This window comes from Pseudomonas gingeri, from assembly GCF_013385425.1.
GTDB lineage: Bacteria > Pseudomonadota > Gammaproteobacteria > Pseudomonadales > Pseudomonadaceae > Aquipseudomonas > Aquipseudomonas gingeri_D.
The window spans coordinates 173,081-186,156 of record NZ_JACAQA010000019.1 but is presented as its reverse complement, the minus strand read 5'-3'; the positions used below and the strand labels follow the sequence as shown (position 1 = coordinate 186,156).

The window sequence follows — 13,076 nt, the reverse complement described above, 5'->3', positions numbered from 1 at the left end:
GCACGCAATCCTGTAGGAGCCGGCTTGCCGGCGATGACGTCCGCAAGATCGATACAAGACTTACGGGCCTCATCGCCGGCAAGCCAGTGCCTACAGGGATAGGTGTTTGTTTATTCGGCACCTGTAAAAAAGCCCCGCACTCTGAACAAGAAGGCGGGGCTTTTTAATGGGCGCTGTTTATTCGCCCATTTGCGACTGCAGGTAGTTCTCGAGACCGACTTTGTCGATCAGGCCCAGTTGGGTTTCCAGCCAGTCGATATGCTCTTCCTCGGATTCGAGGATATCCTCCAGCAGTTCGCGGCTGCCGAAGTCGCCCGTGGCTTCACAGTGGGCAATGGCCACTTTCAGGTCGGCATGGCCGCTGCGTTCGATGCGCAGGTCGCACTCGAGCATTTCCTTGGTGTGTTCGCCGATGTGCAGCTTGCCCAGGTCCTGCACGTTGGGCAGGCCCTCGAGGAACAGGATGCGCTTGATCAGCTTGTCCGCGTGCTTCATCTCGTCGATGGACTCGTGGTACTCGTGCTTGCCCAGCTTGTTCAGGCCCCAGTCTTCATACATGCGTGCGTGCAGGAAGTATTGGTTGATCGCGACCAGCTCATTGGCAAGGATCTTGTTGAGATGCTGGATGACCGTGATATCGCCTTTCATGGTGTGGACCTGTCCTGTAATAACTGACTATAAGGCAGAGTTTGATCCCGGCAACTTCGAGTGTCAAACCTAAGTTGTTGAATCATATATAAAAATTAATCGGAATAAGAATGTTTGTGTTCCGCGTCTTAGTCCTAAGCGATTGAATTACAGGCATAAAAAAACCGGACGCGAGGTCCGGCTCTTTTAAAGTTCGTTCTTTACGCGGCGGAAAATTCTACCGGGTAAGGGATCGCCGCCTGCTGGCTTTGCAGCTCGGTCAGGGTCTCGCGCACCACCTGCTTGGCCAGGCACGCACATTTGCCGCATTGGCTGGCCACGCCGGTGGCTTGTCGCACTTCGCGATAGCTGCAGCAACCTTCATAAATCGCTTCGCGGATTTGCCCATCGGTGACGCCAGTGCAGAGGCAGACATACATAAGGTGAGAACCATCGCTGATTAAGGCTCGATTGCGCTGGATCTTAATGTTAACGAGAATGATTGTCAAAGTGCTTTCGGTAAAGCTTTTGTCCGCGCGCTGCTTGTCTGACGAACGGTGTCACCGCCTTGGCGGGCGAGTTTGTAAAAAGCGTTGGGGACAGTCGAAAAACGCGGTGTATGATGGTCGGTCCTTAGGAAGGTAGGTCACGTCACAGTCTTGTCGTCTGCTTATGGCAGGCTGGGCTGGACCTTGTTCTTTACCGCATCAACACCAGGAGATATCCAATGAGCGTACTCGTAGGCAAACAAGCCCCCGACTTCACCGTCCCTGCCGTACTGGGCAATGGCGAAATCGTTGAAAGCTTCACCCTGTCCTCGGCCATCAAAGGCAAATACGGCCTGGTGTTCTTCTACCCGCTGGACTTCACCTTCGTCTGCCCGTCCGAGCTGATCGCCCTGGACCACCGCATGGACGATTTCAAGGCGCGCAACGTTGAAGTCGTGGCCGTTTCGATCGACTCGCACTTCACCCACAACGCCTGGCGCAACACCGCCATCAATGACGGCGGCATCGGCAAAGTCAAATACACCATGGCTGCCGACATGAAGCACGACATCGCCAAGGCCTACGACGTTGAGTCCGAAGGCGGCGTGGCCTTCCGTGGCGCGTTCCTGATCGACGACAAGGGCGTTGTCCGCTCGCAGATCATCAACGACCTGCCGCTGGGCCGTAACATGGAAGAACTGATTCGTCTGGTCGACGCCCTGCAATTCCACGAAGAGCACGGCGAAGTCTGCCCAGCCAACTGGAAAAAAGGCGACAAGGGCATGGACGCTTCGCCAGAAGGCGTTGCCAAGTACCTGACCGAGAACGCCGGCAAGCTGTAAGCGCCAGCTTCATGCATAAAAAAACCGGTCTTGATGACCGGTTTTTTTATGGGCGGGGATTGCTTCGTCGACCGGATCAGTCGTTGTAGTCTTCCCAGCCACCCATTTGTTTCCAGCGGTTGACGATGCCGCAGAACAGATCGGCGGTCTTCTCGGTGTCGTAGCGGGCCGAGTGGGCTTCGCGTCCGTCAAAGTCGATATCGGCCGCCTGGCAGGCCTTGGCCAATACGGTCTGGCCGTAGGCGAGGCCGGCGAGGGTGGCGGTGTCGAAGCTGGAGAACGGGTGGAACGGGTTGCGCTTCATGTCCAGCCGCGCCACGGCGGCGTTGAGGAAGCCCAGGTCGAAGCTGCTGTTGTGACCGACCAGGATCGCGCGTTTGCAACCGTTGGCCTTCAGGGCCTTGCGCACACCACGGAAAATGTCGGTCAGTGCGGCTTCTTCGCTGACCGCCATGCGCAGTGGGTGATCGAGCTTGATCCCGGTGAACTCCAGGGCAGCGGCTTCGATATTGGCGCCTTCGAACGGCTCGACGCGGAAGAAATAGGTGTGCTCCGGGAACACAAAGCCTTTTTCGTCCATGCCGATGGTGGTCGCGGCGATTTCCAGCAGGGCGTCGGTGGCGGCGTTGAAACCTCCGGTCTCGACATCGACGACAACCGGCAGGTAGCCACGAAAGCGCGCGGCCATCGGGTGCCGGGAACCGGTACCGCCGCCATTGCCTTCTTGTTCGTCGTCGAAATGCTCTTCACTCACAGCGTTTTCTCCAGCAGGCGCCAGCGCAGTTTTTCACCGGCGCGCAGCGGGATGACTGACAGCTCGCCGAATGGCAGGCTGGTCGGGGCGGTCCATTCTTCACGGACCAGGGTGATCTGTTCGGTGTTCGCCGGCAGGCCGTAGAAGCGCGGGCCATGCAGGCTGGCGAAACCTTCGAGCTTGTCCAGCGCATTGCGCTGTTCGAAGGCTTCGGCATACAGCTCGATCGCGGCATAGGCGGTGTAGCAGCCGGCGCAACCGCAGGCGGCTTCCTTGGCGTGCTGGGCATGGGGCGCCGAGTCGGTGCCGAGGAAAAACTTCGGATTGTCGCTGGTCGCCGCCGTCAGCAGGGCTTCCTGGTGCGTGCCGCGCTTGAGGATCGGCAGGCAGTAGAAGTGCGGACGGATACCGCCCACCAGCATGTGGTTGCGGTTGTACAGCAGGTGATGGGCGGTAATGGTCGCGCCGACGTTGGCCGGGGCCTCGCTGACAAACTGCACCGCATCCGCCGTGGTGATGTGTTCGAACACCACCCTCAGGCTCGGGAAACGCTCGACGACGCGGCGCATATGCTCGTCGATGAAGAGTTTTTCGCGGTCGAACACATCGACCTCGCCACGGGTGACTTCACCGTGGATCAACAGCGGCATGCCGACTTCGGCCATGGCTTCCAGGACCGGGAAGATCGTGTCGATGCGGGTGACGCCGGAGTCCGAGTTGGTGGTCGCGCCGGCCGGGTAGAGCTTGGCGGCGTGGACGAAACCACTGGCCTTGGCGGCGCGGATGTCCTCGGGCTGGGTCCGGTCGGTGAGGTAGAGCACCATCAACGGTTCGAAGCGGCTGCCGGCCGGGCGCGCGGCGAGAATACGCTGGCGATAGGCGTCGGCTTCCGCGGCGTTGCGCACCGGTGGCACCAGGTTTGGCATGATGATGGCGCGGCCGAAGGTGCGCGCAACATCCGCGACAGTGTGGGGTAACGCAGCACCATCGCGAAGATGAATATGCCAGTCGTCGGGACGCAGCAGGGTCAGGCGGTCGGACATTGGGGATTCCAGGCGGGTCGAACTGAAGGGAATGCTACCGGAAAAGACGGCCTCAGGCACTCGCTATCAAGTTTTGCCACGGGCAACCGATACCACAGAGGTAGGGCGTGGAATCGGCATGCCTGTCTTGACGATGTAGACATTCAGTGGAGCCTCCCGTGCGCCAGCGTTATTTAGCCTTGCTCAGTATGTTCGCCAGCCTGCCCGCCATGGCCATGACTTTCCAGACCCGTCTGGAGAGCATCGAGTGGAAGGTGGAAGGGGACAAGTTCGAGTGTCGGCTGAGCCAGCCGATCACCGACTTCGGTGCCGGTGAGTTCGTGCGCCGGGCCGGCGAGCAGGTGATCTTTCGCCTGAAATCCTACAACCACGTACTCGGTGGCGGTTCGGCGACCCTGCTGGCCGCTGCGGCACCGTGGCAGCCGGGGCGCGGCGACATCAACCTGGGCTCGGTGCAGATCGGCAGTGGCGATGTGCTGTTTAACAGCTCCCAGGGCCAGGCCGGGCGTCTGGTCAGTGGCCTGATGGAGGGCCGCAGCCCGTTGGTTCGTCACTACTCCAGAGACGGTGGCGTTTCGGAAATACGCCTGCTGCCGGTGAAGTTCAGCAAGGCCTACAGCGACTACCAGGAGTGCACCGCGAAACTGCTGCCGAAGAATTTCGAGCAAGTGAAACAGGCGCAGATCGGTTTTCCCGGCACCGGCGTCGACCTCGATGCCCAGGCCAAGGCCGAGTTGCAGGTGATGCTCGACTTCATCAAGGCCGACCCGACCGTCAACCATATCGAGCTCGACGGGCACTCCGACAATGCCGGCAATCGCCTGGCCAACCGTGACCTGTCACGCCGCCGGGCGCTGGCGGTGATGGACTTCTTCAAGGCCAATGGCATCCCCGAATCGGAGATTGTCATGCGCTTCCACGGCGAACGTTATCCGCTGGTGCCGAACAACAGTGCGGCCAACCGGGCGAAGAATCGCCGGGTCAATATCCATCTGGAGCGTGTCCCGGTCGCCGAGAAGTCCGCGCCGGCTCCTGCTCCCGCGCCTGTCGCCAATGCGGCGAGTGCCGCGAAGACCTCCTGAAGCGGCTGTTTTCGTCGCCGCCTCGACATTATCTGTCGCTTTGCCGTCCTAAGCTGTCGCGCCTCTGTAAATCCACCGGTTTGAGCGTTAGAATCGACGCCTTTCCGTACAACCCCGTGGAGTGATGGCATGGCCGACGTAAACAAGGTCGTTCTGGCGTATTCCGGCGGCCTGGACACTTCGGTGATCCTCAAGTGGCTGCAGGATACTTATAACTGTGAAGTGGTGACCTTCACCGCTGACCTGGGTCAGGGCGAAGAGGTCGAACCTGCACGTGCCAAGGCGCAAGCCATGGGCGTGAAAGAGATCTACATCGACGACCTGCGCGAAGAGTTCGTGCGCGATTTCGTGTTCCCGATGTTTCGTGCCAATACCGTCTACGAAGGCGAGTACCTGCTGGGTACTTCCATTGCGCGTCCGCTGATCGCCAAGCGCCTGATCGAAATCGCCAACGAAACCGGCGCCGACGCCATTTCCCACGGCGCTACCGGCAAGGGCAACGACCAGGTCCGTTTCGAACTGGGTGCCTACGCCCTCAAGCCCGGCGTGAAAGTCATTGCTCCGTGGCGTGAATGGGACCTGCTGTCCCGTGAAAAGCTGATGGATTACGCTGAAAAGCACAACATCCCGATCGAGCGTCACGGCAAGAAAAAATCCCCGTACTCGATGGATGCCAACCTGCTGCACATTTCCTATGAAGGCGGCGTGCTGGAAGACACCTGGACCGAGCACGAAGAAGACATGTGGCGTTGGACCGTCTCCCCGGAGAACGCGCCTGACAAGCCGCAGTACCTGGAACTGACCTACCGCAACGGCGATATCGTCGCGCTGGACGGCGTCGAAATGACCCCGGCCACCGTGCTGGCGACCCTGAACCGTATCGGTGGCGAACACGGTATCGGTCGTCTGGACATCGTCGAGAACCGTTATGTGGGCATGAAGTCCCGCGGCTGCTACGAAACCCCGGGCGGCACCATCATGCTGCGCGCGCACCGGGCGATCGAGTCGATCACCCTGGACCGCGAAGTCGCTCACCTGAAAGACGAGCTGATGCCCAAGTACGCCAGCCTGATCTACACCGGCTACTGGTGGAGCCCTGAGCGTCTGATGCTGCAGCAGATGATCGATGCTTCCCAGGCCCACGTGAACGGTGTGGTTCGCCTGAAGCTGTACAAGGGCAACGTCATCGTCACCGGCCGCAAGTCCGACGAGTCGCTGTTCGATGCCAACATCGCCACCTTCGAAGAAGACGGCGGCGCCTACAACCAGGCCGACGCGGCCGGCTTCATCAAGCTCAATGCGCTGCGCATGCGCATTGCGGCGAACAAAGGCCGTCGCTTGTTCTGATCGGTTGTTGCCCTGAAAAGCCCCGGCCACTGGCCGGGGCTTTTTTTTGCCGCCGGGACGGTATTATTCATCCCGATGGTCGTTGCGGTGATTGAGTTCGAAGCGGTAGTTTTTCCCGAGTTCGCAGACCTGGCGCACGGTCAGGTCGAGTTTTTGTGCGATTTCGATGGCGGTGTAACCGAGCGCGCAATAGTGCATGGCATGTCCGGCTATCGCATCCTGGGCGAACTCCGCGGTGGCGGAGTGCGACGCCCGGCATTTTCGAGTGAGGTGCAGCGAGCGGCTCTGGACGATCTTCAGACCGTTTTCCCGGGCCATGCGCTTTATCTCGTTCTTGTTCATCTTGAGCGAGTACTGCAGGGCGCAGATGCCCGCTCCTTTGGTAATCAGCTCGCGCAGCAGTTCGGTTTTGCGGGCTCTTTCCTGTTCCTCTTCCTCCGATGTGGGGGCGTGATCACCAGTGTCCGGCGGTGCTTGCTCGCAGACCGGGCCTTGCACGCGATCAATGGTGCCGCCGCGTTTGAGGAAGTCGTCTATGGCCAGATCCAGGTCAAGATCCAGAGGTTTGTGTGGGCTGAGATGCTTTTTGAAGGTGTGGTCGTTCATTATATATGGCCTGCTCGTCCGAGTCGTAGGATAGACCTTTGCTAATGTCATTCGATGTTAGGAATTGAATAAACGATTGGGTGGTGTTCGAAGGTCTTGAAGTGAGTCAGCAAGTATCGAGTTTGCAGCCCGCCAGGAAAGGATCAAGTCAGAGGGGGGGGCTTTCGGGCGATGCTTGTAGAATTGAAGGTAAGCGTTCTTGGCGGGGTGTAGTCCATTTCCTGTTCTTTTTATCGGTTGTGGATTGGCGTTTTTAAAGTGTGAGGTTTTACGGCTGTTAATGCTGAGGGCCGGGCGATATGGAGGTTGAACGACTCAGGGCAGATTGTGTAGGGACGCGCGAAGAGCGCATGCAAGTTGTCAAACGTTTCTGGTGACTGAATCTTAGAATAAACATCTTTTTGATAATGCGGTCTTTACTTATGTGTATGCCGGAGCGTTTTATGGCCACTTCCCGAGCCTGGCCCCGTGTGGCCCATGGACACGGGTGTCACCTGTCCAGGCAACGAGCGCGGGCGCGCGGCCAGGGCAGGGCTTGCCACACAGGGATGCATTATTTCTTGTTGCAGAAATCCATTAGACACACCATCGCCTTGCGTTCTAATGTTTGAAACCGGCAAAACGAAGCAAGAGGATGTCGTTCTGCTGGGGCCATAATGAAACTCTTCCGGGGAGGGGTGTTTATCATGGACTGTATGGCGCCCGGACGACTGGTTGTCCTCTGAGGCGTTGCACTTTTTATGATGGTGCTTTTTTTGTAGGGCAAATCTCTGTTGTTTGTAGGGAATGTCTTTGGCTGGTACTGCCCGGTGGAGGCGCTATGCCCAGGAGGGTATGACTAGGCTATTGTGCTGACTCTGAAAATTCGAACAGCGAAAATTGGACTTGCCCATGAATAAAGTGCTGATCGTGGATGATCATCCCGTCATTCGTCTTGCTGTACGTATGCTGATGGAACGTCATGGCTACGAAGTCATTGCGGAGACGGATAACGGTGTAGATGCTTTACAGCTGGCGCGGGAACATGCGCCGGACATTGTTATACTCGATATCGGGATCCCCAAACTGGACGGGCTGGAAGTCATTGCCCGTTTAACGTCTATGGGACTTTCTTTCAAAGTTCTGGTGTTGACCTCGCAGGCCCCGGGGCATTTCTCCATGCGTTGCATGCAGGCCGGCGCCGCGGGTTATGTGTGCAAACAGCAGGACCTGACTGAAATGCTCAGCGCCATCAAGGCGGTGCTATCCGGCTACAGCTATTTCCCCAACCAGGCCTTGCACACGGTGCGCTCCAGCCTGGGGAATGCCAGCGAGGCCGATATGGTCAACCGGCTTTCCGGCCGTGAAATGATGGTGTTGCAGCAATTGGCCAGAGGGAAGAGCAACAAGGAAATTGCCGATGGCATGTTCTTGAGCAACAAGACCGTCAGTACCTACAAAACGCGTTTATTGCTCAAGCTCAATGCCCGCTCGCTGGTTGACCTGATCGAGCTGGCACAGCGTAACGGCCTGGTTTAACGGCTGGCATTTGGCAGAGGACGCTTGGAGAAGGGGGAAGGCAGCAGGGACGACAAGGAGAGCCCCTGGTATTTAGCCGGCAGGAGAGGGCCGCCGGTGCGGCATCGATGATGCTCCGTGTGAACAACGACACCTCTATAAACCGAAAAGCCTCCGCAAAGGAGGCTTTTGAGTGGGCGCATGTTAATTACAAGTCGAAATCATAATCTGCCAATTGCCTTTTCAGGCGGCGCTCTTCCAGCAGGTTATCGATGGTGCGGCGCTTGCTGAGGTTGGTTTTGGCGACTTCCACCACGGGTTCGCTGTCCTCGGTTTCGGCAGCGATGAAGTCGTCTTCTACGTCCAGTTGCTCTTTGTCGGTGCTCATAAACATAACTCCGGGCTAAGACTGCCGTTGGCGCCCCTTATATCGATAAATGCCCGTCTGGTAAAAAAGATTTTTTCAATCGCCTCATCAATAAAACCAATAGCGCCTCAATCGTCCGAGGTCTTGTCCTTGTAATCGCACAGGTCTTCGATCCGGCAACTGCCACAACGCGGTTTGCGCGCCTGGCAGACGTAACGCCCGTGGAGGATCAACCAGTGGTGGGCGTCGAGCAGGTAAGGCTTGGGTACAAACTTCATCAATTGCTTCTCGACCGCCACCACATCTTTGCCTGGCGCCAGGCCGGTGCGGTTGCTGACCCGGAAAATATGCGTGTCGACGGCCATGGTCAGCTGCCGGAACGCGGTGTTGAGCACCACATTGGCGGTCTTGCGGCCGACGCCGGGCAGGGCTTCCAGGGCCTCGCGGGTTTGCGGCACTTCGCCGCCGTGGTTTTCCACCAACAGGCGGCAGGTCTCGATCACGTTCTTGGCCTTGCTGTTGAACAGGCCGATGGTCTTGATATACGCCGACAGCCCTTCGACCCCGAGGGCGTGGATGGCTTGTGGGGTGTTGGCCACGGGATAGAGCTTGGCGGTCGCCTTGTTCACGCTGACGTCGGTGGCCTGGGCGGAGAGAATCACCGCGATCAACAGTTCAAAGGGGCTCGAGTAAGCCAGCTCGGTCTTGGGATCGGGATTGTCTTCGTGGAATCTGCGAAAGATCTCCAGGCGTTTGGCGGCGTTCATGGGGCGGTGGATTCCTTTGAAATTGAGGTTGGGCCCGGCTTGGCTGGCTGGCGCTGGCTCCAGGCCTGCCTGGCGGCCAGCAGCAGGCCCAGAAGGATAAAGGCCCCCGGCGTCAGGCTGGCCAGGTGCAGCCCGTCCTGGGTGGTCCACAGGCGTGGCAGCTCGCTCGCGCTCGGGACCAGCCAGCGCATATGATCCAGCAAGGTGCCGTTACCCAGCAGTTCTCGTAGCGTTCCCATGAGCAGCAGGCCTACCCCGAGGCTGGCGAGCAGGGTGGCGCTGGTCGTCAGGTGACGGCGCTCGAATGCTCCCAGGCGTTCCAATAGCAGGCATTGCAGGCTGATCAGGGCCGGGTAGATGCCCAGGGCCTGGTGCAGTTCCCAGGCCCAGGCCTGAAGGCCGAGCGACAGGCAACTGACCAGGGTGGCGGCGAGCAGGATGCTGCCCAGCGCGGCCAGCCCCGGGTGAATCCAGGGCTTGAGAGCCCGGCTCAACAAGCCATAGGCGCTGATCGTGATCAGGCTCAGGAGCCCGATCGAGAACGCCTTGAGCAGCGAGTCGCTGGCACCGAGCAACGGCGCCAGGACCAACGTTCCCTGGAACATCGCGGGTCTATTCATGAGCAGTTGTTCCCATGAGTGGCGCCAGGTGTTCATCGAAGTAGCGCAGGGCATCATGAATGGCGTCGACGGCGGCGCGGGAGGTGATCGTTGCGCCGGCGATCTGGTCGAATTGCCCGCCATCTTTTTTCAGTTTCCAGTCGTTATCGGGGGTATCCGCACTGGATTTGCCCAACCACTGTCGCCACCAGAGATTACCCGGGTCAGCGATTTTTGCTCCCAGCCCGGGTGTTTCCGAGTGCGACAAGGTCTTGACCCCGAGCAACCTGCCGTTGGCGCCAATCCCGATCATCAGTTCCAGCGGGCCAGCGTAACCCTGGGTCCGACTTTGCAGGACAACCGCTGCCGGTTGTCCATCCTTGAGCATCAGGACGGCACTGATCAGCAAGCTGTGGGGTTGCTGCGGCGCCTCCAGCAACAGTGGGCGGTTCTGGTATTGCCCTGGCGGCAAGACATCGAGCAGCCTGCGGTTTTCAATCGCCTCGCGTTGCTCCTGGACCCGCGGCCACGCGTGTTGCCGTGCCTGCCAGGTCAGGCCGATCCCCAGCCCGGCGATGGCCAGCAGGATAAGTGCCGAGGCGGTTCTGTTCATGCTGTCGGCTCCTTCACAGGGCTGGCCGTCAGGCGTTCCAGGGACGGTACCGCGAGGTTCATCAGCAGCACGGCAAAGGCCACGCCATCGGGGTAGCTGCCCCAGGTGCGGATCACGTAGGTCAGCGTGCCGACACCGATGCCGAACAGCAGGCGTGCCCTGGGGCTTCTGGCGCCGGAGACCGGCTCGGTGACGATGAAAAATGCACCGAGCATCGTCGCGCCAGTCAGTAGGTGAAACAGCGGCGAGCCGTGGGAATCCGAGCCGGAACCATTCCAGAACAGCAGGCTGAGGATAAACAGGCTGCCCAGCATCCCCGCCGGCGCATGCCAACTGAAGACTTTTTGCCTGAGCAGAAAGGCGCCGCCGGCAAGAAAGGCCAGATTGAGCCATTCGCTGCCCTTGCCGCCAAAATGCCCGAACGCGGGGTTGCCGGCAAAGAGCTCGTCCATGGTCAGGCTTTTGTTGATACGCAGGGTATCGAGTGCGGTGGCCTGGACCCAGGCGTCCGGCTGCCCGTCGAGATGCACGCCGAAGACCGATTGCAGGCCGCCGAGCAGGTCCAGGCCATGGTTGACCGACCAATGGGTCATGGTGCCGGGAAAGCTGACGAGGACCAGGGCATAACCGAGCATGGCCGGATTGAATGGATTTTTCCCCACTCCGCCATACAGGTGTTTGCCCAACAGCAAGGCGCTGGCTGCCGCCGTGACGGTCAACCACCAGGGGCAATAGGGCGGCAGGGCGATGGCCAGCAGGACGGCGCTGACCAGGGCGCTGCCGTCCATCAACGCGGGGCGTACCGGACGGCGACGCAAACCGAGGGCCAGCGCTTCGGCCGCCAGCGCGGTGGTACCGGCCAGCAGCAGGTTGATCAGGATGGCCCAGCCCGTGAGCCAGAGCAGCACCGCGATTCCAGGCAAGGTGGCGAGCAACACCCATTGCATGGCCTGGCGGGTGCGTTCGTCTGGCGTTTCAAGGGGCCGCATGGGCTTTCTCGGCGTCGCGCAGGGCCTGTTCCGCCGCCTCGAATTGCTCTTGCAGCAGCACCAGTTGCGCGGCCTGTTCGGCAATGGGCGGGTGGCCGAAAGCTTTCAGCGATTTGTTCAACTGCGCCCGGCTCATGGCCAGAGTGATCTTGGCTTTTTTCAGGGCCGCGTCGGCGGCCTCGGCTTTCTGCGCCTTGATCCGCGCAATGGCGTCCTGCACCGGGTTGGTCGCAACGGGCTCGGGTTGCGCCGCACGCTGCGTACGGGCCAGGCGTTCGGCCTGCTTGCGCTGTTCTTCGGCGTGCAGCCGGGCGTTACGGTTTTCGAAGCGCCGCCGGGCGCGATTGCGTTTTTCCGTGCGCGCCTGTCGTTCTTCGGTGCTGTTGGCCAGGCCGCCGACCACCGGCACGACCTGGGCGATGGGCAGCGGATGCATTTCGATGCAATCCACCGGGCAGGGCGCCACGCACAGGTCGCAGCCGGTGCACTCGTCGACGATCACGCTGTGCATCCACTTGGCCGCGCCGACAATGGCATCCACCGGGCAGGCCTGGATGCACTTGGTGCAACCGATGCACTCGGCCTCGCGGATAAACGCGACCTGGGCCGGGGCGCTGCCGCGTTCCGGATCCAGCAGCAGGACCGGCACGTGCAGCAGTTCGGCCAGGGCGGCAATGGTTTCGCCACCGCCCGGCGGGCATTTGTTGATCGCTTCGCCCTGGGCGATGCCTTCGGCGTAGGGCTTGCAGCCCGGGTGCCCGCATTTACCGCATTGGGTCTGCGGCAGCAGGGCATCGATACGTTGAATCAGGCTCATGGTTTGACCAATGCAGTGAAACCGAGGAAAGCCACGCCCATCAAACCGGCGCCGATCAGCTCGATCGGCAGGCCGCGAAAGGGTAATGGAACCTCCTCGTGGAAAGTACGCTGGCGCAGGTCGTTGAACAGGCTCAGGACCAGCCAGAAACCCAGTCCGGCACCCAGGCTGGTGAGGAGCGCCTGGGCCAGTCCCTGGTCATTGGCGGCGTTGAGCAGGCTCAAGCCGAGGATGCCGGCATTGCCCAGCAGCAGCGTTGTGAGTCCGGCAAACGGCAGGCGTGGCAGGCAGCGCGCAAGCAGGGTCAGGACCGGGCCGATCAGCAATACGCTGGTGGGCAGGAAGACGAACAGCTTGAAGGCCTCCAGGCCCTGGGGCAGCAGCACATAGTGGTAGAGGCTGTGGCTGATCAGCGTTGTGATCAGCATCAGGGTGCTGGTGGCAATTCCCAGCGCGTGGAGTGCCAGGCGTTCGCCGGCGGCGTCTGGCCTGGCCTGCAGCAGTGGATCGACGCCCAGGGGCCAGTGCAACACGAAATTGTTGAGCAGGGCTGCGCTGACGAGGGGAAAAACAAAATCGATCATGATCATGCCGGATTAGCGAACAACACTGATTATCCGGCAAGGAGGGACTGCGTA

15 protein-coding genes and 1 pseudogene are annotated in these 13,076 nt (G+C 60.1%); 4 read left to right on the top strand and 12 right to left on the bottom strand.

Annotated elements, in window-relative coordinates:
• Nucleotides 1–177: 177 nt before the first annotated feature.
• Both bfr and HX830_RS22835 read right to left on the bottom strand, forming a co-directional pair.
• Nucleotides 178–648 (bottom strand): bacterioferritin, encoded by a 471-nt coding sequence (gene bfr, locus HX830_RS22840; protein ID WP_152740902.1) that lies wholly within the window; start codon nucleotides 646–648, stop codon nucleotides 178–180.
• Nucleotides 649–848: 200 nt separating this feature from the next.
• Nucleotides 849–1,067 carry a bacterioferritin-associated ferredoxin gene (locus HX830_RS22835; protein ID WP_103494167.1) on the bottom strand — a complete coding sequence of 73 codons (219 nt, stop codon included), beginning with the start codon at nucleotides 1,065–1,067 and terminating at the stop codon, nucleotides 849–851.
• Between the two features lie 287 nt (nucleotides 1,068–1,354).
• Here HX830_RS22835 and HX830_RS22830 point away from each other — a divergent pair, with 287 nt between their 5' ends.
• Nucleotides 1,355–1,957: a peroxiredoxin gene (locus HX830_RS22830; RefSeq protein ID WP_103494166.1), complete on the top strand. Its 603-nt coding sequence runs from the start codon at nucleotides 1,355–1,357 to the stop codon at nucleotides 1,955–1,957.
• Between the two features lie 76 nt (nucleotides 1,958–2,033).
• Here HX830_RS22830 and rnt read toward each other — a convergent pair whose 3' ends face one another.
• Both rnt and pyrC read right to left on the bottom strand, forming a co-directional pair.
• Nucleotides 2,034–2,711: a ribonuclease T gene (rnt, locus tag HX830_RS22825; protein WP_103494165.1), complete on the bottom strand. Its 678-nt coding sequence runs from the start codon at nucleotides 2,709–2,711 to the stop codon at nucleotides 2,034–2,036.
• Nucleotides 2,708–3,754 carry a dihydroorotase gene (gene pyrC, locus HX830_RS22820; RefSeq protein WP_177102768.1) on the bottom strand — a complete coding sequence of 349 codons (1,047 nt, stop codon included), beginning with the start codon at nucleotides 3,752–3,754 and terminating at the stop codon, nucleotides 2,708–2,710. Before pyrC ends, rnt begins: the two co-directional genes overlap by 4 nt.
• 158 nt (nucleotides 3,755–3,912) lie before the next feature.
• Between pyrC and HX830_RS22815 the strand changes: the two genes are divergently transcribed.
• Both HX830_RS22815 and HX830_RS22810 read left to right on the top strand, forming a co-directional pair.
• Nucleotides 3,913–4,836: an OmpA family protein gene (locus HX830_RS22815; protein WP_177102766.1), complete on the top strand. Its 924-nt coding sequence runs from the start codon at nucleotides 3,913–3,915 to the stop codon at nucleotides 4,834–4,836.
• 129 nt (nucleotides 4,837–4,965) lie between these two features.
• Nucleotides 4,966–6,183: an argininosuccinate synthase gene (locus HX830_RS22810; protein WP_100944481.1), complete on the top strand. Its 1,218-nt coding sequence runs from the start codon at nucleotides 4,966–4,968 to the stop codon at nucleotides 6,181–6,183.
• 63 nt (nucleotides 6,184–6,246) lie between these two features.
• On the opposite strand, the gene HX830_RS22805 is transcribed toward HX830_RS22810, so the two are convergent.
• The gene (locus HX830_RS22805; protein WP_152741342.1) at nucleotides 6,247–6,789 is read right to left on the bottom strand and encodes a hypothetical protein; all 543 of its coding nucleotides are present in this window, start codon (nucleotides 6,787–6,789) and stop codon (nucleotides 6,247–6,249) included.
• Between the two features lie 891 nt (nucleotides 6,790–7,680).
• Here HX830_RS22805 and HX830_RS22800 point away from each other — a divergent pair.
• Nucleotides 7,681–8,307: a response regulator transcription factor gene (locus HX830_RS22800; protein WP_040070340.1), complete on the top strand. Its 627-nt coding sequence runs from the start codon at nucleotides 7,681–7,683 to the stop codon at nucleotides 8,305–8,307.
• Nucleotides 8,308–8,494: 187 nt separating this feature from the next.
• Here the strand turns inward: HX830_RS22800 and HX830_RS22795 are convergent, their stop codons facing one another.
• From HX830_RS22795 to HX830_RS22765, 7 genes and pseudogenes are all read right to left on the bottom strand, one after another.
• The gene (locus tag HX830_RS22795) at nucleotides 8,495–8,674 is read right to left on the bottom strand and encodes a PA3496 family putative envelope integrity protein (RefSeq protein ID WP_100944479.1); all 180 of its coding nucleotides are present in this window, start codon (nucleotides 8,672–8,674) and stop codon (nucleotides 8,495–8,497) included.
• Nucleotides 8,675–8,781: 107 nt separating this feature from the next.
• Nucleotides 8,782–9,420, bottom strand: a complete 639-nt coding sequence (gene nth, locus HX830_RS22790; protein ID WP_103494161.1) for an endonuclease III — start codon at nucleotides 9,418–9,420, stop codon at nucleotides 8,782–8,784.
• On the bottom strand, nucleotides 9,417–10,040 hold the full coding sequence (locus tag HX830_RS22785; protein ID WP_177102764.1) for an Rnf-Nqr domain containing protein: 624 nt from the start codon (nucleotides 10,038–10,040) through the stop codon (nucleotides 9,417–9,419). The genes nth and HX830_RS22785 overlap by 4 nt, the downstream gene beginning before the upstream one ends.
• On the bottom strand, nucleotides 10,033–10,632 hold the full coding sequence (locus HX830_RS22780; RefSeq protein ID WP_152741340.1) for an RnfABCDGE type electron transport complex subunit G: 600 nt from the start codon (nucleotides 10,630–10,632) through the stop codon (nucleotides 10,033–10,035). The genes HX830_RS22785 and HX830_RS22780 overlap by 8 nt, the downstream gene beginning before the upstream one ends.
• Nucleotides 10,629–11,621 (bottom strand): RnfABCDGE type electron transport complex subunit D, encoded by a 993-nt coding sequence (locus HX830_RS22775; protein WP_177102762.1) that lies wholly within the window; start codon nucleotides 11,619–11,621, stop codon nucleotides 10,629–10,631. The genes HX830_RS22780 and HX830_RS22775 overlap by 4 nt, the downstream gene beginning before the upstream one ends.
• Nucleotides 11,622–11,625: 4 nt before the next feature.
• Nucleotides 11,626–12,438 (bottom strand): annotated as a pseudogene (gene rsxB, locus HX830_RS22770) (electron transport complex subunit RsxB); the annotation flags it as partial.
• Nucleotides 12,435–13,022 carry an Rnf-Nqr domain containing protein gene (locus tag HX830_RS22765; protein WP_152741338.1) on the bottom strand — a complete coding sequence of 196 codons (588 nt, stop codon included), beginning with the start codon at nucleotides 13,020–13,022 and terminating at the stop codon, nucleotides 12,435–12,437. The gene HX830_RS22765 and the pseudogene rsxB, both read right to left, overlap by 4 nt.
• Nucleotides 13,023–13,076 lie beyond the last annotated feature (54 nt).